14 protein-coding genes are annotated in these 16,750 nt (G+C 68.5%); 10 read left to right on the forward strand and 4 right to left on the reverse strand.

Annotated features, from left to right (window positions below):
* Nucleotides 1-8: 8 nt before the first annotated feature.
* Nucleotides 9-242: a hypothetical protein gene (locus tag U9J23_RS14695; RefSeq protein ID WP_059380905.1), complete on the reverse strand. Its 234-nt coding sequence runs from the start codon at nucleotides 240-242 to the stop codon at nucleotides 9-11.
* Nucleotides 243-365: 123 nt separating this feature from the next.
* Here U9J23_RS14695 and cobT point away from each other — a divergent pair, with 123 nt between their 5' ends.
* Both cobT and U9J23_RS14705 read left to right on the forward strand, forming a co-directional pair.
* Complete coding sequence (cobT, locus tag U9J23_RS14700) at nucleotides 366-1,457, forward strand: nicotinate-nucleotide--dimethylbenzimidazole phosphoribosyltransferase (RefSeq protein ID WP_059380904.1); 1,092 nt, start codon at nucleotides 366-368, stop codon at nucleotides 1,455-1,457.
* Nucleotides 1,457-2,221: an adenosylcobinamide-GDP ribazoletransferase gene (locus U9J23_RS14705; RefSeq protein WP_059380903.1), complete on the forward strand. Its 765-nt coding sequence runs from the start codon at nucleotides 1,457-1,459 to the stop codon at nucleotides 2,219-2,221. Before cobT ends, U9J23_RS14705 begins: the two co-directional genes overlap by 1 nt.
* A gap of 73 nt (nucleotides 2,222-2,294) precedes the next feature.
* Here the strand turns inward: U9J23_RS14705 and U9J23_RS14710 are convergent, their stop codons facing one another.
* Together U9J23_RS14710 and gcvT are read right to left on the reverse strand one after the other, a co-directional pair.
* Nucleotides 2,295-3,401, reverse strand: a complete 1,107-nt coding sequence (locus U9J23_RS14710) for a branched-chain amino acid aminotransferase (RefSeq protein ID WP_106199386.1) — start codon at nucleotides 3,399-3,401, stop codon at nucleotides 2,295-2,297.
* Between the two features lie 32 nt (nucleotides 3,402-3,433).
* Nucleotides 3,434-4,534 (reverse strand): glycine cleavage system aminomethyltransferase GcvT, encoded by a 1,101-nt coding sequence (gene gcvT, locus U9J23_RS14715; RefSeq protein ID WP_106199384.1) that lies wholly within the window; start codon nucleotides 4,532-4,534, stop codon nucleotides 3,434-3,436.
* Nucleotides 4,535-4,689: 155 nt separating this feature from the next.
* On the opposite strand from gcvT, the gene U9J23_RS14720 reads away from it, so the two are divergent.
* The 5 genes from U9J23_RS14720 (at nucleotide 4,690) to U9J23_RS14740 (ending at nucleotide 11,419) form a co-directional block, all read left to right on the forward strand.
* Nucleotides 4,690-6,201 carry a leucyl aminopeptidase gene (locus U9J23_RS14720; RefSeq protein WP_085468405.1) on the forward strand — a complete coding sequence of 504 codons (1,512 nt, stop codon included), beginning with the start codon at nucleotides 4,690-4,692 and terminating at the stop codon, nucleotides 6,199-6,201.
* A 296-nt stretch (nucleotides 6,202-6,497) separates the two neighbouring features.
* Nucleotides 6,498-8,624: a 2-oxoglutarate dehydrogenase, E2 component, dihydrolipoamide succinyltransferase gene (gene sucB, locus U9J23_RS14725; RefSeq protein ID WP_283479235.1), complete on the forward strand. Its 2,127-nt coding sequence runs from the start codon at nucleotides 6,498-6,500 to the stop codon at nucleotides 8,622-8,624.
* 126 nt (nucleotides 8,625-8,750) lie between these two features.
* Complete coding sequence (lipB, locus tag U9J23_RS14730; protein ID WP_059380889.1) at nucleotides 8,751-9,530, forward strand: lipoyl(octanoyl) transferase LipB; 780 nt, start codon at nucleotides 8,751-8,753, stop codon at nucleotides 9,528-9,530.
* 54 nt (nucleotides 9,531-9,584) lie between these two features.
* On the forward strand, nucleotides 9,585-10,595 hold the full coding sequence (gene lipA, locus U9J23_RS14735; RefSeq protein WP_026061742.1) for a lipoyl synthase: 1,011 nt from the start codon (nucleotides 9,585-9,587) through the stop codon (nucleotides 10,593-10,595).
* 83 nt (nucleotides 10,596-10,678) lie between these two features.
* Complete coding sequence (locus tag U9J23_RS14740; protein ID WP_059380888.1) at nucleotides 10,679-11,419, forward strand: DUF4191 domain-containing protein; 741 nt, start codon at nucleotides 10,679-10,681, stop codon at nucleotides 11,417-11,419.
* A 119-nt stretch (nucleotides 11,420-11,538) separates the two neighbouring features.
* Here U9J23_RS14740 and U9J23_RS14745 read toward each other — a convergent pair whose 3' ends face one another.
* Nucleotides 11,539-12,015, reverse strand: a complete 477-nt coding sequence (locus U9J23_RS14745; protein WP_059380887.1) for an RDD family protein — start codon at nucleotides 12,013-12,015, stop codon at nucleotides 11,539-11,541.
* Between the two features lie 210 nt (nucleotides 12,016-12,225).
* Here U9J23_RS14745 and glnA point away from each other — a divergent pair, with 210 nt between their 5' ends.
* The 3 genes from glnA (at nucleotide 12,226) to katG (ending at nucleotide 16,547) form a co-directional block, all read left to right on the forward strand.
* The gene (gene glnA, locus U9J23_RS14750; RefSeq protein WP_016694971.1) at nucleotides 12,226-13,662 is read left to right on the forward strand and encodes a type I glutamate--ammonia ligase; all 1,437 of its coding nucleotides are present in this window, start codon (nucleotides 12,226-12,228) and stop codon (nucleotides 13,660-13,662) included.
* A 274-nt stretch (nucleotides 13,663-13,936) separates the two neighbouring features.
* Nucleotides 13,937-14,326, forward strand: coding sequence for a Fur family transcriptional regulator (locus U9J23_RS14755; RefSeq protein ID WP_059380886.1), 390 nt, complete (start codon nucleotides 13,937-13,939; stop codon nucleotides 14,324-14,326).
* A 37-nt stretch (nucleotides 14,327-14,363) separates the two neighbouring features.
* Nucleotides 14,364-16,547 carry a catalase/peroxidase HPI gene (katG, locus tag U9J23_RS14760; RefSeq protein WP_095092032.1) on the forward strand — a complete coding sequence of 728 codons (2,184 nt, stop codon included), beginning with the start codon at nucleotides 14,364-14,366 and terminating at the stop codon, nucleotides 16,545-16,547.
* Nucleotides 16,548-16,750: the final 203 nt, after the last annotated feature.

Here is a 16,750-nt window from a genome sequence, read left to right on the forward strand (position 1 = left end):
GGCGACCCTCAGTTGTGAGGCGCCCCGCACACGATCGGCGGTAGCCGCCGGATCTCGGCCGCGGCCTGCATGTCCTGAGACATGCGGTGCCGCGGCCGAGTCGTCTCCGCGGGGCGATCCCAGTGGAGCCGCCAGGGTGCGCGCCGGACCCAGGCCGGCGCGGGAGCGGTCCTTCGGCGGAGCAGCTCGAGTCCGACGACCAGGGTGGACAGGACCACGACCGTGATTGTGAGTTCGATCATGTCTCGATCCTCCGACCGACCCCCGTCGCCGAAAAGTGGCAGTGATGACGCATAACGTCGAATTCCTGCCAGACCGGGCGGTTGATAGCGTTCTCGCGTGAAGATCCGTCCGAGAGGTGACCTGTGACCAGCGGTTCCGATTCCCCCGCCGACGTCGAGTTCCCGCGCGTCGACCTACCCGATCTCGAAGCACGCGTCGCCGCCGAGGAACGCCAGCGGGATCTGACGAAGCCCGCCGCCTCGCTCGGCCGGCTCGAGGAACTCGGGTGCTGGGTCGCCGCCTGCCAGGGCGAGGTCCCGCCCCATCCCTTCCGCCGGCCGCGCGTCGTGGTCTTCGCAGGCGACCACGGCGTCGCGCGCAACGGGGTCTCGGCCTATCCGCCGGAGGTCACCGCGCAGATGGTCGCGAACCTGTCCGCGGGTGGCGCCGCCGTGAACGTGCTCGCCGCTGCCGCAGGAGCGGGAGTGCGGGTCGTCGACATGGCCGTCGAGAGCGACACCTCCCCCGAGGTGTCCGAGTTCAAGATCCGGCGCTCGAGCGGCAGCATCGACCGCGAGGACGCACTGACGCACGAGGAGACGATCCGCGCGATCGAGGCAGGCCGTGCGCTCGCCGACCGCGAGGTCGACGAAGGCGCGGATCTGCTCGTCGCGGGTGATATGGGGATCGGGAACACCACTCCTGCAACCGTTCTCATCGCCACCCTCACCTCCACCGAGCCCGTGGCCGCGGTCGGCCGCGGCACCGGCGTCGACGACGCGGGGTGGATGCGCAAGGTCACTGCGATCCGCGACGCCATGTGGCGGGCACGACCCCACGTACGAAATCCTGTCGCCCTGCTGCGCACCGCCGGCGGCGCCGACTTCGCGGCGATGGCTGGATTCCTCGCGCAGGCCGCGATCCGCCGGACGCCGGTGATCCTCGACGGCGTCGTCGTCACCGCCGCCGCGATGGTCGCCGAGGAACTCGCACCCGGCGCGGCACGCTGGTGGGTCTCCGGCCACCGGTCGGCCGAACCCGCCCACACCCTCGCGCTGCGTCATCTCCGGCTCGAACCGATCGTCGACCTCGGAATGCGCCTCGGGGAGGGCTCGGGTGCCGTCACGGCGCTGCCGGTGCTGCAGGGTGCGGTTGCGATCCTCGCGCAGATGGCCACCTTCTCCGAAGCGGGCGTGAGCACCCGCGACGAGAGCGCTCCGGCGATCACCGACTGATGATCCGCGCCTGGCTCGGTGGGGCCGCGCTGGCCCTGTCGTGGTTGACGGTCCTGCCCGCGCGAGGCCCGTCGGAAATCGACCGGACGGTCGCGGGTCGTGCGATCTCCGCGGCGCCGATCGCCGGTGCCGTGCTCGCTGCCGCGGCCACGGTCGTCTGCCTGGTCGGTTCCGCCGTCGGGACGCCACCGCTGGTGACGGGTCTGCTGTGTGTCGGGGTGCTGGCGGTCGGCACCCGGGGAATGCACGTCGACGGTCTGAGCGATACCGCCGACGGTCTCGGCTGCTACGGCCCGCCCGAGCGGGCGCGCGAGGTGATGCACAGCGGCGGCGCGGGCCCTTTCGGTGTCGCGGCGCTCGTCGTCGTCCTCGGTCTGCAGGCCGCCTCGTTCGGCGCGCTCGCCGACACCGACGCGTGGTGGGCGATCGCGTTCGCGGTCTTCTCGGGACGTGTGGCCGTGGTCGTCGCGTGCCGACGCGGCGTACCGGCAGCGCCCGGCAGCGGCTTCGGCTCACTCGTGGCAGGGACACAGGGCGTCGTGCCGATCGTGGTATGGACGGTGGCGGCCGTGGCACTGTCGCTCGTGTGCCTGCCCGGGCCGATCCCGTCCGGACCGTTCGTCGTCGCGGTGGTACTGGTCGCCGCGGTTCTCTTCGCCCGCCACTGCGCCGCGCGCTTCGGCGGCATGAACGGTGACGTGCTCGGCGCGGTCACCGAGGGCACGGTTGCCGCCGTCGCGGTGGCGGCGGCGAGTCTGCTCTAGATCGCACTACGTCCGGAAATGACGAGGGGTGCTGCCGAATCCGGCAGCACCCCTCGCGTCGTTCGTGGCTACGTCACTTGCGCAGCGTCGTCATCCACCCGTGGGTGTCGGCGAAGGTACCGCGCTGGATGCCCGTGAGGGTGTCGCGCAGGGCCATCGTGATCGGGCCGGGCTCACCGTCGGCGATGGTGAACTCGCCGTCCTTGTCCTTGACGCTGCCGACCGGCGTGATGACCGCGGCGGTGCCGCACGCGAACACCTCGGTGATCTCACCGCTGGCGGCCTTCTCACGCCACTCGTCGGTGCTGATGCGCCGCTCCTCGACCGCGAGACCGGAGTCCTTGGCGAGGGTGAGCAGCGAGTCGCGGGTGATGCCGGGAAGCAGCGAGCCGGACAGCTCCGGCGTGACCAGGCGCGCGTCGGCACCGGACCCGTACACGAAGTACAGGTTCATGCCGCCCATCTCCTCGACGTACTTGCGCTCGATCGCGTCGAGCCAGACCACCTGGTCGCAACCCTGCTCGGCGGCATGGGCCTGCGCGACGAGCGAGGCCGCGTAGTTGCCGGCGAACTTCGCGGCGCCGGTGCCGCCCGGGGAGGCGCGCACGTACTCGCGGGAGAGCCACACGTTGACGGGCTTCACGCCGCGCGGGAAATAGGCACCCGCCGGAGACGCGATGACGAGGAACTTGTACTCCTTCGCGGGCCGCACGCCGAGAGCCGGCTCGATCGCGAACGCGAAGGGACGCAGGTAGAGGGAATCCTCGCCACCCGCGGCGGGGACCCACTCGTTGTCGACCTCGACCAGCTCGGTGATCGCCTTCACGAACAGCTCCGGCGGCAGGTACGGCATCGCGAGCCGCTCCGCGGACCGGTTCATGCGCGCGGCATTGGCGGTCACGCGGAACGACGCGATGCTGCCGTCGGCCTGACGGTAGGCCTTGAGGCCTTCGAAGATCGCCTGCCCGTAGTGCAGGACCATTGCCGCCGGGTCGAGCGAGATCGGTGCGTACGGCTCGACTTTCGCGTCGTGCCAGCCGATTCCGTCGGTGTACGTGATCGACACCATGTGATCGGTGAAGTACTGCCCGAATCCGGGATTCGACAGAACCTCCTGGCGCCGCTCCGCAGAGCTCGGTGAAGGATGCTGGACGCGGGCGAATTCGAGGACACCTGTCATGGACGACAATGGTACAACCGCCCGCAGAACCGCTATCTGGTGTGGTCCTCGACGAACGGCGGAGCCACCACTTCGGCACGCAGCGATCGTCCGCGCACGTCCACGGTCACTTCGTCGCCGGGTTCGAGTCCGGCGGAGGTGTCGAGGAGCGCGAGAGCGATGCCGATCTTGAGAGTCGGCGAGAAGGTTCCCGAGGTGGTCCGCCCGACCTCGTCACCGTCGCGACGCACCGTCAGGTCCTGACGCAGGACGCCGCGGTCGAGCGCCCGCAGGCCCCACAGTTTCCGTGCCGGGCCCGCCTCCTTCTCGCGGAGCAGCGCGTCGCGGCCCCAGAACTGCGGCTTCTTCCAGCCCACGGCCCATCCGACCCGCGCTTCGAGCGGCGAGATGTCGACGGACAACTCGTGCCCGTGCAGCGCGTAGCCCATCTCGGTGCGCAAGGTGTCGCGGGCGCCGAGACCGGCGGCCTGACCACCCTGTGCGCGGACGGCGTCGAGCAGCGCGCGGAAGACACCTTCGGCGTCGTCCCAGCGCGGCAGCACCTCGTAGCCGCGTTCACCGGTGTAGCCGCTGCGGCACACACGCACCGCAGCACCCTCGTACTCGCCGTCGGCGAATCCCATGTAGGCGATGTCGGTGGGCAGGCCGAGCGCCTCGAGGACCTCGACGGACTTCGGGCCCTGGACGGCGAACACCGCGTGGTCGCGATGCTGGTTCGTCACAGTGACGTCGGCCGGCGCCGCCGCGGACAGCGCCTCGACGACCGCCGCGGTGTTGGCCGCGTTCGGAACGAGGAAGAGCTCGTCGTCGGAGACGTAGTAGACGATCAGGTCGTCGACGACACCGCCGGTCTCGGTGCAGCACAGCGTGTACTGCGCCTTGCCGGGGCCGATCCGGGTGAGATCGTTGCTGAGCGTGGTGTTCAGGAACTCGGCGGCACCCGGTCCGGCGACGAGCGCCTTGCCCAGGTGGCTGACGTCGAACAGTCCCACGTTCTCGCGCACGGCCGTGTGCTCGGCGACCGTCCCGGCGTAGGAGACCGGCATCTCCCAACCGCCGAACGGAGCGAAGGTCGCACCGAGTTCGACGTGCACGGTGTGGATGGGGCCCTGCTTCAGTTCCTCGTCGCTCATGGCGTACGACGCTATCCCACGGCCATCGTGTCCGACAGCGACGCCGGGCGTCGTTGTCATTAGGGTCGATGGCATCGAGGCGATTCCCCTCGCACCGAACGACGCCGTAAGAGAACGACTCGCTCGTTCCCGACCCAGCCCCAAGGAGATGCCCTGTGAGTGCACCCACTCCCGATCTTCCCGAACTCGTTCTCGCCGGTTCGGTTTCGAAACGAGCCGATGTCCTGGTGATCGGCGTGACCTCCTCCGACGCCACCCCCGAGATACTCGCCGGCGACGCACCGATCGACGAAGCGGTTCTCGGCGAACTGCTCGACGCCCTGGTCGCCGTGGGCGCGAAGGGCCGCGGCGAGGAGCTCACCCGCGTGCCGGCACCTGTCTCCCTGCCCGTGGCGAGCGTGCTCGCCGTCGGTCTCGGCGACGCCGACAAGATCGACGCCGAGCAGGTCCGCCGCTCCGCCGGTACCGCGGCACGCGCGCTGACGGGTGTGGAGACGGTCGCGACCACGCTGTCCGCCGTCGACCTCGGTGCCGCAGCAGAAGGCTTCGCGCTCGGCGCCTACACCTACACCGAGTTCCGGTCGGAGAAGTCCGCCCCCAAGGAGGACGCGCGGCCCGTCGCGCGGGTGGAGCTGCTCGTGCCGTCGACCCGCGACCGCGCGGCCAAGGCGGCCCTCACCCGCTCCGTCGCGATCGCCGAGGCCGTCGCGACGGCCCGGAACTTCGTGAACACCCCGCCGAGCCACCTGTTCCCGGCCGAGTTCGCCGAGCGCGCGAAGGCGCTCGGTGAGGCCGCCGGCCTGAAGGTCGAGATCCTCGACGAGAAGGCGCTCGAGAAGAAGGGCTTCGGCGGCATCGTCGGCGTCGGCAAGGGCTCGTCGCGTCCCCCGCGTCTCGTGCGCCTGTCCTACTCGTCGAAGAAGCGGAAGGCCCCGAAGGTCGCGCTCGTGGGCAAGGGCATCACCTTCGACACCGGCGGCATCTCCATCAAGCCCGCCGCCGGTATGGAGGCGATGACCTCCGACATGGCCGGGGCCGCCGCGGTCGTCGCGACGGTCGTACTCGCCGCGAAGCTCGGTGTCGCCGCCGACGTCACCGCGACCGTGCCGATGGCCGAGAACATGCCGTCGTCGACCGCGCAGCGTCCGGGCGACGTGCTGACCCAGTACGGCGGAACCACGGTCGAGGTCATCAACACCGACGCGGAGGGTCGCCTGATCCTCGCCGACGCGATCGTGCGCGCGTGCGAGGACGATCCCGACTACCTCATCGACACCGCGACCCTCACCGGCGCGCAGATGGTCGCCCTCGGCACCCGCACGCCGGGCGTCATGGGTCACGACGAGTTCCGCGACCGCGTGGCGGCGCTGTCCCGGGAGGTCGGTGAGAACGGCTGGGCGATGCCCTTCCCGAAGGAACTGCGCGGCGATCTCGAGTCCCGCGTCGCCGACCTCGCGAACGTCTCCCCGCACCGGTGGGGCGGCATGCTCACGGCCGGCATCTTCCTGAAGGAGTTCGTCGCCGAGGGTGTTCAGTGGGCGCACATCGACGTCGCCGGCCCGGCCTTCAACACGGGCGGACCGTTCGGTTACGTCGGCAAGGGCGGCACCGGCGTGCCCGTGCGCACGATGCTCGCCGTGATCGAGGACGTCGCCGCCAACGGATGATCTTCGGCACCGGTCCTCTCCTACGGGCCCGTCCGGGGCAAGGGAGAGGACCGGTGTGATCGGCAACAGCGGAACCCCCGGTGTGAGGTGATCCGCCCCTCCCCGAACATCACCGAAAGATAGGTGCAAGGATGGGAGGGGCCATGCCCCGCCGGTATCGGCCCGACCGAACACGTGAACCAGCAGGCACGGGGTTCCCGCCCCGCGCACAATGGTCAACGACCACACAATGGTCGGCGACCACGAGTCGGTACAACTCAACACACACGAACACAACCGTCGAGGAGTCAACAGACATGGCCTTCTCCGTCCAGATGCCAGCGCTTGGTGAGAGCGTCACCGAGGGAACTGTCACGCGATGGCTCAAGCAGGAAGGAGACACGGTCGAAGTCGACGAGCCCCTGCTCGAAGTCTCCACGGACAAGGTCGACACCGAGATCCCGTCGCCTGCAGCCGGCGTGCTGGTCAAGATCGTCGCCCAGGAGGACGACACGGTCGAGATCGGTGGCGAACTGGCCGTGATCGGTGACGCCGGTGAGGAAGCCGGTGGAGATTCCGCTCCCGCCGCCGAAGAGGCACCGGCCGAAGAGGCTCCCGCGGAGGAGCCCGCCGCCGAGTCCGCCCCCGCGCAGCCCGCATCCTCGGGTGGGAGCGGTGAGGGCACCTCGGTCACCATGCCGGCACTGGGCGAGTCGGTCACCGAAGGCACCGTCACCCGCTGGCTCAAGGCCGTCGGCGACGAGGTCGCCGTGGACGAGCCGCTCCTCGAGGTCTCCACCGACAAGGTCGACACCGAGATCCCCTCCCCGGTCGCCGGCATCCTCACCGAGATCACCGCGCAGGAGGACGAGACCGTCGAGGTCGGCGGCCAACTCGCCGTCATCGGCAGCGAGGCCCCGGCCCAGCAGTCCGCTCCCGCCGAGCAGTCCGCCCCGGCAGAGGAGTCGGCCCCGGCCACCGAGCCGTCCGAGGAGGCCGCTCCGGCTCCGTCCGAGCCTGCGAAGCCTGCATCCTCGGGTGGCAGCGGTGAGGGCACCTCGGTCACCATGCCGGCACTGGGCGAGTCGGTCACCGAAGGCACCGTCACCCGCTGGCTCAAGGCCGTCGGCGACGAGGTCGCCGTGGACGAGCCGCTCCTCGAGGTCTCCACCGACAAGGTCGACACCGAGATCCCCTCCCCGGTCGCCGGCATCCTCACCGAGATCACCGCGCAGGAGGACGAGACCGTCGAGGTCGGCGGCCAACTCGCCGTCATCGGCAGCGAGGCCCCGGCCCAGCAGTCCGCTCCCGCCGAGGAGAAGCCGGCGCCGAAGCAGGAGGCTCCCAAGCAGGAAGCTCCCAAGGAGGCTCCGAAGCCCGCCGAACAGAAGCCCGCCGCACAGCAGCAGGCCCCGAAGGTCGAGCAGGCCGCACCGGCTCCCGCACCGAAGCCGGTCGGGACCGCGGCGACCACCCCGAAGCCCGCGCCCCAGGAGGAGTCCACCCCGAGCGGTGCGACCCCGTATGTCACCCCGCTCGTGCGCAAGCTCGCCTCGCAGCACGGCGTCGACCTGTCGACGGTGAAGGGCACCGGTGTCGGTGGCCGCATCCGCAAGCAGGACGTCCTCGCAGCCGCCGAGGGCGGCAAGGCCGCCGGTGGCGAGCAGAAGCCCGCCGCTCCGGCCGGTCCGGCTCCGGGTGTCCGTCCCGAGCTCGCCAAGCTGCGCGGAACGACCCAGAAGGTCAACCGCATCCGCCAGATCACGGCGAAGAAGACCCTCGAGTCGCTGCAGACCACCGCGCAGCTCACCCAGACCTTCGAGGTCGACGTCACCAAGATCGCCCAGCTGCGTGCGCAGGCGAAGAAGACGTTCTCCGAGCGCGAGGGCGTCAACCTCACCTTCCTGCCGTTCTTCGCGAAGGCCGTCGTCGAGGCGCTGCGTGCGCACCCGAACGTCAACGCCTCCTTCGACGACAGCAAGAAGGAGATCACCTACCACGCGGCCGAGCACCTCGGCATCGCGGTGGACACCGAGCAGGGTCTGCTCTCCCCGGTCATCCACAACGCCGGCGACCTGTCGCTGGCCGAGCTCGCCCGCGCGATCGCCGATATCGCCGAGCGTGCCCGCAAGGGTGGTCTCAAGCCCGACGAGCTGGCCGGTGGCACCTTCACCATCACCAACATCGGTAGCCAGGGCGCGTTGTTCGACACCCCGATCCTCGTGCCGCCGCAGGCCGCGATGCTCGGAACCGGCGCAATCGTCAAGCGTCCGGTCGTGGTGATCGACGAGACCGGCAACGAGTCCATCGGCGTCCGCTCGATGTGCTACCTGCCGCTCACCTACGATCACCGCCTGATCGACGGTGCCGACGCGGGCCGTTTCCTCAAGACGATCAAGCATCGTCTCGAGGAGGGCGCGTTCGAGGCCGATCTGGGACTGTAGGTTTCCGGATCCGGACGACCTCCGGACGACCTCCGACGGGGGCATCACCACTGCGGTGATGCCCCCGTCGGCGTCCGCGCCACAGCGGGTGCCCTCCTCCTGCGGTGCGGCGTAGAGTTCAGGAACATGAGTGATCCCTCGTCTTCCGCCCGTTCCGATTCGGCTCCCGTCGCCGTCGCACGTCTCGGAACCATCGGTTATCTCGAGGCCTGGGAGAGGCAGCGCGAACTCGCGAACGAGCGCGCCGACGGCATCGGCGCCGACACCCTGCTCCTGCTCGAACACCCGCCCGTCTACACGGCCGGGCGCCGCACCGAGGACGGCGACCGTCCCACCGACGGCACGCCCGTCATCGACGTCGACCGCGGCGGCAAGATCACCTGGCACGGCCCCGGGCAGCTCGTCGGCTACCCCATCGTCAAGCTCGCCGAGCCGATCGACGTCGTCGGCTACGTGCGTCGCATCGAACAGGGCCTGATCCGCGTTTGTACCGACATGGGCCTGAACTGCGGCCGCGTGGAAGGACGCTCCGGTGTCTGGCTTCCCGCCGAGCTGCGTGACGGGCACTGGCTCCCCGAACGCAAGATCGCTGCGATCGGCATCCGGGTGCAACGTGGTGTCGCCATGCACGGCTTCGCACTCAACTGCAATTCGGCTCTCGACGCGTTCGACTCGATCGTCCCGTGCGGCATCCGCGACGCCGGAGTCGCGTCGCTCACCGGCGAACTCGGCCGGGAGGTCACCGTCGACGACGTCGTCCCCGCCGTCACCGAGGCCGTCATCGCCGCTCTCGACGGCCGAATCCCCGTGACCGAGTGCGACATCGAGCGGGTCACCTTCGAGCAGGCAGTGGGGGCGTCCGGAATTCCCACCACCACCCCGGAATTCACGACGCACCGGTTCTGAGGGGCGGTCACACCCGCCGGGTCCGGGCAGGACCGGCGGCGTACGATCGAGTGCGTGACTGTGGCCCCAGAAGGACGCAAGCTGCTGCGGATCGAGACCCGAAACGCGCAGACGCCGATCGAACGCAAACCCAACTGGATCAAGACCCGGGCGAAGATGGGCCCGGAGTACACCGACCTCAAGGGCCTGGTGCGACGCGAAGGTCTGCACACGGTCTGTGAGGAAGCCGGTTGTCCCAACATCTACGAGTGCTGGGAAGACCGCGAGGCGACCTTCCTCATCGGTGGCGAGCAGTGCACCCGTCGCTGCGACTTCTGTCAGATCGACACCGGTAAGCCCACCGCGCTCGACCGCGACGAGCCGCGCCGTGTCGCCGAGTCGGTCCGTTCGATGGGTCTGCGCTACTCCACGATCACCGGCGTCGCCCGCGACGATCTGCCCGACGGCGGCGCATGGCTGTACGCCGAGACGGTGAAGCAGATCCACGCGCTCAATCCGGGCACCGGCGTCGAAAACCTGATCCCCGACTTCAACGGCAAGCCCGATCTGCTGCAGGAGGTCTTCGAGTCGCGTCCCGAGGTGCTCGCGCACAATGTCGAGACCGTGCCGCGGATCTTCAAGCGCATCCGTCCGGCCTTCCGTTACGAGCGGTCGCTCGACGTGATCCGGCAGGCCCGCGATTTCGGACTGGTCACCAAGTCCAACCTCATCCTCGGTATGGGTGAGACCCCCGAAGAGGTCACCGAGGCGCTGCACGATCTGCACGACGCCGGCTGCGACATCATCACGATCACCCAGTACCTGCGGCCCTCCCCGCTCCACCACCCGGTCGAGCGCTGGGTCAAGCCGCAGGAGTTCGTCGACCACTCCGAGACGGCCCGCGAGATCGGGTTCGCCGGTGTGATGGCCGGGCCGCTGGTGCGTTCGTCGTACCGTGCCGGTCGCCTGTACGCGCAGGCGATGGCCCACCACGGCCGCGAACTGCCCGCCGACCAGGCGCATCTCGCCGAGGAGGGCACGGCGTCCCAGGAAGCCGGTGCCGTTCTGGCGCGCTTCGGCAACTGACCTCTCGCCGCTCGTCGCGGCAGGTCCTCGGGCGGCCCCGGTGGTGGTAAACGTGCCACCACCGGGGCCGTATCCTTGTGTACATGGCGAAGGGCAGTAAGAACGACAAGGAAGCGAAGGCTGCGGCGAAGGCCGCACGCAAGCAGGCGTCGAAGGAGCGTAGAACCCAGCTGTGGCAGGCGTTCCAGATCCAGCGCAAGGAGGACAAGGCACTCCTGCCGTGGATGATCGGTGCCCTCGTCGGTTCGATCGTGGTGTTCTTCGTCGTCGGCCTGATCTTCGGCATCCAGTGGTTCCTGCTGCCGGTCGGCATCCTCGTCGGCGTCCTGCTGGCCTTCATCATCTTCGGGCGCCGCGTACAGAAGAGCGTGTACGCGAAGGCCGACGGCCAGGCCGGTGCGGCCGCGTGGGCACTCGACAACCTGCAGGGCGCGTGGCGCGTGAGCCAGGCGGTCGCGGGCACCACCCAGCTCGACGCCGTGCACCGCGTCATCGGACGTCCCGGCATCATCCTCGTCGGTGAGGGCAATCCCGGTCGCGTGAAGGGCCTGCTGGCACAGGAGAAGAAGCGGGTCGCGCGTCTGGTCGGCGACACCCCGATCTACGAGTTCGTCGTCGGCAACGAGGAGGGCCAGATTCCCCTCTCCCAGCTGCAGAAGCGTCTGAACAAGCTGCCCCGCAACATCGACACCAAGCGGATGGACACCATCGAGGGTCGCCTGTCCGCACTGAGCACGAAGAAGTCCGGGCCGGCCATGCCCAAGGGTCCGCTTCCCGCCGGCGCGAAGATGCGCAGCGTGCAGCGCACCATGCGTCGCCGCTGATCGTCCGGACCACACCGAAGGCCGCCTCTCGTCCGATGGACGAAGGCGGCCTTCGGCGTGTGCGGTGAAGTTCTCGGAGGTCGACGCGAACGGACCGGTTCGAACGGACGCCTGTGCGATCAGCGCGAACGAACGACCGCGGTGCCCGTGGCGCGATCCTGGAGGCCGCGACCGTCGATGTCGGTGACGAGCGCCGGAGCGATGAAGACCAGCAGTACCTGACGCGCGAGCGCGCGCAGGACGCCGACCCGCGCGGGGGCGTCCACCCGCACGACCTGCAGTCCGGCGACGAACTGGCCGGGGGTGAACGAGAACAGGCTCACGCATCCCACGCCCACCACGAACCAGATGATGAGGGTGTACGACGACAGCAGCGGGCTCTCGAGCGGGTTGCCGCCGACGAGGCCCGCGGCGATCGCCATGGACATGAACCAGTCGACCGCGAGGGCGAGCACCCGGCGGACGGTGGGCACCATGGAGCCGGGGCCGTGTTCGGGGAGACCGAGCAGTTGCCCGGGATAGTCCTGCTCCTGCTGGAGACCTTTGGGAAGCGCCGCAGCAGGCCCGGAAAGCCAACTGCCCGTCATGCGTGCCATGGCACCAGGATAAGCTCTTGTGGGCGGACCAGCGTCGACCCATGTTGGCCGTGGTGACTTATACCACCTTTTCGACCTCACAGCAGGACGAAGGCATGTGTAACACCCGCGAAACATAGGCTTGATGGACGGGCAACACCAGATCCATAACGTCTGATCCGACGCAGGCGCCCAGCACCCATGGCGCGCACCGACTGAAGGAGCACAAGCGTGGCGTTCACCACGGCCGAAGAGGTCATCAAGTACATCGCGGAAGAGAACGTCGAGTACGTCGATATCCGCTTCACGGACCTGCCCGGCATCGAACAGCACTTCTCGATCCCGGCGAAGGCGTTCAACGAGGACGTCTTCGAGGACGGCCTGGCATTCGACGGATCCTCCGTGCGGGGCTTCCAGTCCATCCACGAGTCGGACATGCTCCTGCTCCCCGATGTGACGACCGCCCGCATCGACCCCTTCCGTGCCGCCAAGACCCTGAACGTCAGCTTCTTCGTCCACGATCCGTTCACCCGCGAGTCCTACAGCCGCGACCCCCGCAACGTCGCGCGTAAGGCCGAGGAGTACCTGGTCAGCACCGGCATCGCCGACACTGCCTTCTTCGGTGCCGAGGCCGAGTTCTACATCTTCGACTCCGTCTCCTACGACTCGAAGATGAACGGCGCGTTCTACGAGCTCGACTCGATCTCCGGCTCGTGGAACACCGGCGCCGAGTACAACGCCGACGGCACCCCGAACCGCGGCTACAAGGTCCGTCCGAAGGGTGGCTACTTCCCCGTCGCTCCGTACGACCACTACGTCGACCTGCGCGACGAGATCTCCACCAACCTGCAGCTCGCCGGCTTCGAGCTCGAGCGCGGCCACCACGAGGTGGGCACCGGCGGCCAGGCCGAGATCAACTACAAGTTCAACACGCTGCTCTCCGCGGCCGACGACCTGCAGCTGTTCAAGTACATCGTCAAGAACACGGCGTGGAAGGCCGGCAAGACCGCCACCTTCATGCCGAAGCCGCTCTTCGGCGACAACGGCTCGGGCATGCACGTGCACCAGTCGCTGTGGAAGGACGGCAAGCCGCTGTTCCACGACGAGTCCGGTTACGCGGGTCTGTCCGACCTCGCTCGCTGGTACATCGGCGGCATCCTGCACCACGCGCCGTCGCTGCTCGCCTTCACGAACCCGACGATCAACTCGTACCACCGCCTGGTGCCGGGCTACGAGGCTCCGATCAACCTCGTGTACAGCCAGCGCAACCGTTCGGCCGCCGTGCGTATCCCGATCACGGGCAACAACCCGAAGGCCAAGCGCCTCGAGTTCCGCGCTCCCGACTCCTCGGGTAACCCCTACCTGAACTTCGCAGCGCAGATGATGGCCGGCCTCGACGGCATCAAGAACAAGATCGAGCCGCTCGCGCCGGTCGACAAGGACCTCTACGAGCTCCCGCCGGAGGAGGCCAAGAACATTCCGCAGGCTCCCACCAGCCTGTCGGCCGTCATCGACAACCTCGAGCGCGACCACGAGTACCTCACCGAGGGCGGCGTCTTCACCACCGACCTCATCGAGACCTGGATCTCGCTCAAGCGCGAGCAGGAGATCGCTCCGGTCAACCTGCGTCCGCACCCCTACGAGTTCCAGCTGTACTTCGACTGCTGAGTCGAGTCCGGTAAGCACTCTTCGAGAGGCCGTTCGTCCCTTCCGGGACGGGCGGCCTCTCGCCTTGTCCGCACCCTTCCGTTCGGCATTCCCGCGCGCCGAAACGGGGCTTGCCCGTGCTGCAGCAGGGGCGAAACCCGGTTCGGCGCGCGAGAATCGTTAGTTCGTCATCGAATCCGGCGAAATCGCGACCGATTCCAGAAACGTGGTCCATAGTGGGCACGTGCCCTCGACGCGGGATTTCTCCGAGAGGTTACGCGCAGCCGGTCTTCGCGTGACCCGACAGCGTCTGGCGGTGCTCGATGCGGCGCACGAGCACCCGCACGCCGATGCCGATCGCATCTTCGAAGCGGTCGGCGCCGTCGTTCCCGGCATCGGCCGGCACACCGTGTACGACATCCTCCACGCTCTCTCGGCACACGGCCTCCTCCGACGTATCCAGCCCGCAGGTTTCCACGCGCGGTACGAGGTGCGTGTCGGCGACAGTCATCACCACCTCGTCTGCCGGTCCTGCGCCGCGATCTCGGATGTCGACCACACCATCGGCGACTCGCGTTGCCTGTCGCCGGTGGACGACGCAGGTTTCGATGTCGACGAGGCGGACGTCGTCTTCTGGGGCCTGTGCCGCGACTGTTCGACAGACGAACCACGACAACAGCCCTGAATCGGTCCGATCGACCCTGATCCGGAAGGAAACCGCAGTGTCCGAAAGCGAAAACCCGGCAATCCCCACCCCCGAGCCGTCACCGCACCGGCCCAGGACCAATCAGGACTGGTGGCCGGACCAGCTGGATCTGACGGTCCTGCACCAGCATTCACCGCTGTCCAATCCGATGGAACCCGACTTCGACTATTCGAAGGAAGTCGAATCCCTCGACGTCGAGGCGCTCCGTCAGGATCTGATCGACCTGATGACGGATTCCCAGGATTGGTGGCCGGCCGACTTCGGCCACTACGGGGGGCTGTTCATCCGCATGAGCTGGCACTCGGCCGGCACCTACCGCATCGCCGACGGCCGCGGTGGCGGCGGCAAGGGTGCGCAGCGGTTCGCGCCGCTCAACAGCTGGCCCGACAACGTCAGCCTCGACAAGGCCCGTCGTCTCCTGTGGCCGATCAAGCAGAAGTACGGCCGCAAGCTCTCGTGGGCAGACCTGCTGGTCTTCGCCGGCAACTGCGCCTACGAGTCGATGGGTTTCAAGACGTTCGGCTTCGCGTTCGGCCGCGAGGACATCTGGGAGCCCGACGAGGTCTTCTGGGGCCCGGAGGACACCTGGCTCGGCGACGAACGCTACGCCGGTGAGCGTGAGCTCCAGGGCCCCCTGGGTGCCGTGCAGATGGGTCTGATCTACGTCAATCCCGAAGGCCCGAACGGTAACCCGGAGATCCTGGCGTCCGGACGCGACATCCGTGAGACGTTCGCCCGGATGGCGATGAACGACGTCGAGACGGCCGCGCTGATCGTCGGCGGTCACACCGTCGGCAAGACTCACGGTGCCGCCCCGGCCGACAACCTCGGGCCCGAACCCGAGGGTGCCCCGATCGAACAGCAGGGTCTCGGCTGGAAGAACTCGTACGGCACCGGTGTCGGTGGCGACACGATCACCAGCGGTCTCGAGGTCACCTGGACGCCGACGCCGACCAAGTGGGACAACAGCTTCCTCGAGACGCTGTACGCCTACGAGTGGGAGAAGACCAAGAGCCCCGCCGGTGCGTGGCAGTGGACGCCGAAGGGCGGCGCCGGCGCGGACACCGTGCCCGACGCCCACGACCCGACGAAGAAGCACGCGCCGGGCATGCTCACCAGCGACCTCGCGCTGCGCTACGACCCCGTCTACGGCGAGATCACCCGACGCTGGCTCGACCATCCCGAGGAACTCGAGCAGGAGTTCGCCAAGGCGTGGTTCAAGCTGCTGCACCGCGACATGGGTCCGATCTCGCGGTACCGCGGACCGTGGATCCCGGAACCGCAGATCTGGCAGGACCCGGTGCCGGAGGTCGACCACGAGCTGATCGACGACAGCGACGCCGCCTCCCTCAAGGCGAAGATCCTCGACTCGGGAGCGACGATCCCGCAGCTCGTCGCCACCGCCTGGGCGTCGGCCGCGAGCTTCCGCGGCACCGACAAGCGCGGCGGCGCGAACGGTGCCCGCGTACGACTCGAGCCGCAGAAGAACTGGGAGGCCAACGAACCCGAGCAGCTCGCACAGGTGCTGCAGATCCTCGAGGGCATCCAGCAGGACTTCAACGGCTCGGGCGGCAACAAGAAGGTCTCCCTGGCGGACCTGATCGTGCTCGCCGGTAACGCCGCGGTCGAGAAGGCCGCCAAGGATGCGGGACACGACATCACGGTTCCGTTCTCCCCCGGCCGCACCGATGCGACGCAAGAGTGGACCGACGTCGAGTCGTTCGAGGTGCTCGAGCCGAAGCACGACGGTTTCCGCAACTACCTGCGCGGCGGCGAGAAGCTCCCGCCCGAGAAGTTGTTCCTCGAGCGCGCCAACCTGCTGACGCTGACCGCTCCCGAGACGACGGTGCTCGTCGGTGGCCTGCGTGCGCTCGGCGCGAACCACGGCGGCAGCAAGCACGGGGTCTTCACCGACCGCCCGCAGACCCTGACGAACGACTTCTTCGTCAATCTGCTCGACATGGGAACCGAGTGGAAGGTCTCGCAGAACCAGGAGGGCGTCTACGAGGGACGCGCCCGCGGCTCGGATCAGGTCAAGTACACCGCGACCGCCGTCGACCTCGTCTTCGGGCACAACTCGCAGCTGCGGGCGCTCGCCGAGGTCTACGCGACCGACGATGCCGGCCCGAAGTTCGTCCGCGACTTCGTCGCGGCCTGGACGAAGGTGATGAACCTGGACCGTTTCGATCTGAAGAAGTGACCGCGTCGGCGGTCCACGACCGCGCCTGACGCACCACCCCGGAGCCACCCGTCGTGTTCGGCGGGTGGCTCCGTCGTGCGCAGGTGGATGTGTGCAGGTCGGAGGGGTTTCCGAAACCGACTGGACAGCCGTACTGCACACAGGTGTACCGTGGAGACACAGCCTTGGTGATGTTCGTCACACCCGCTCGCGGGGGAGCGGAT

The organism is Rhodococcus sp. PD04 (genome assembly GCF_035918275.1).
GTDB lineage: Bacteria > Actinomycetota > Actinomycetes > Mycobacteriales > Mycobacteriaceae > Rhodococcus > Rhodococcus rhodochrous.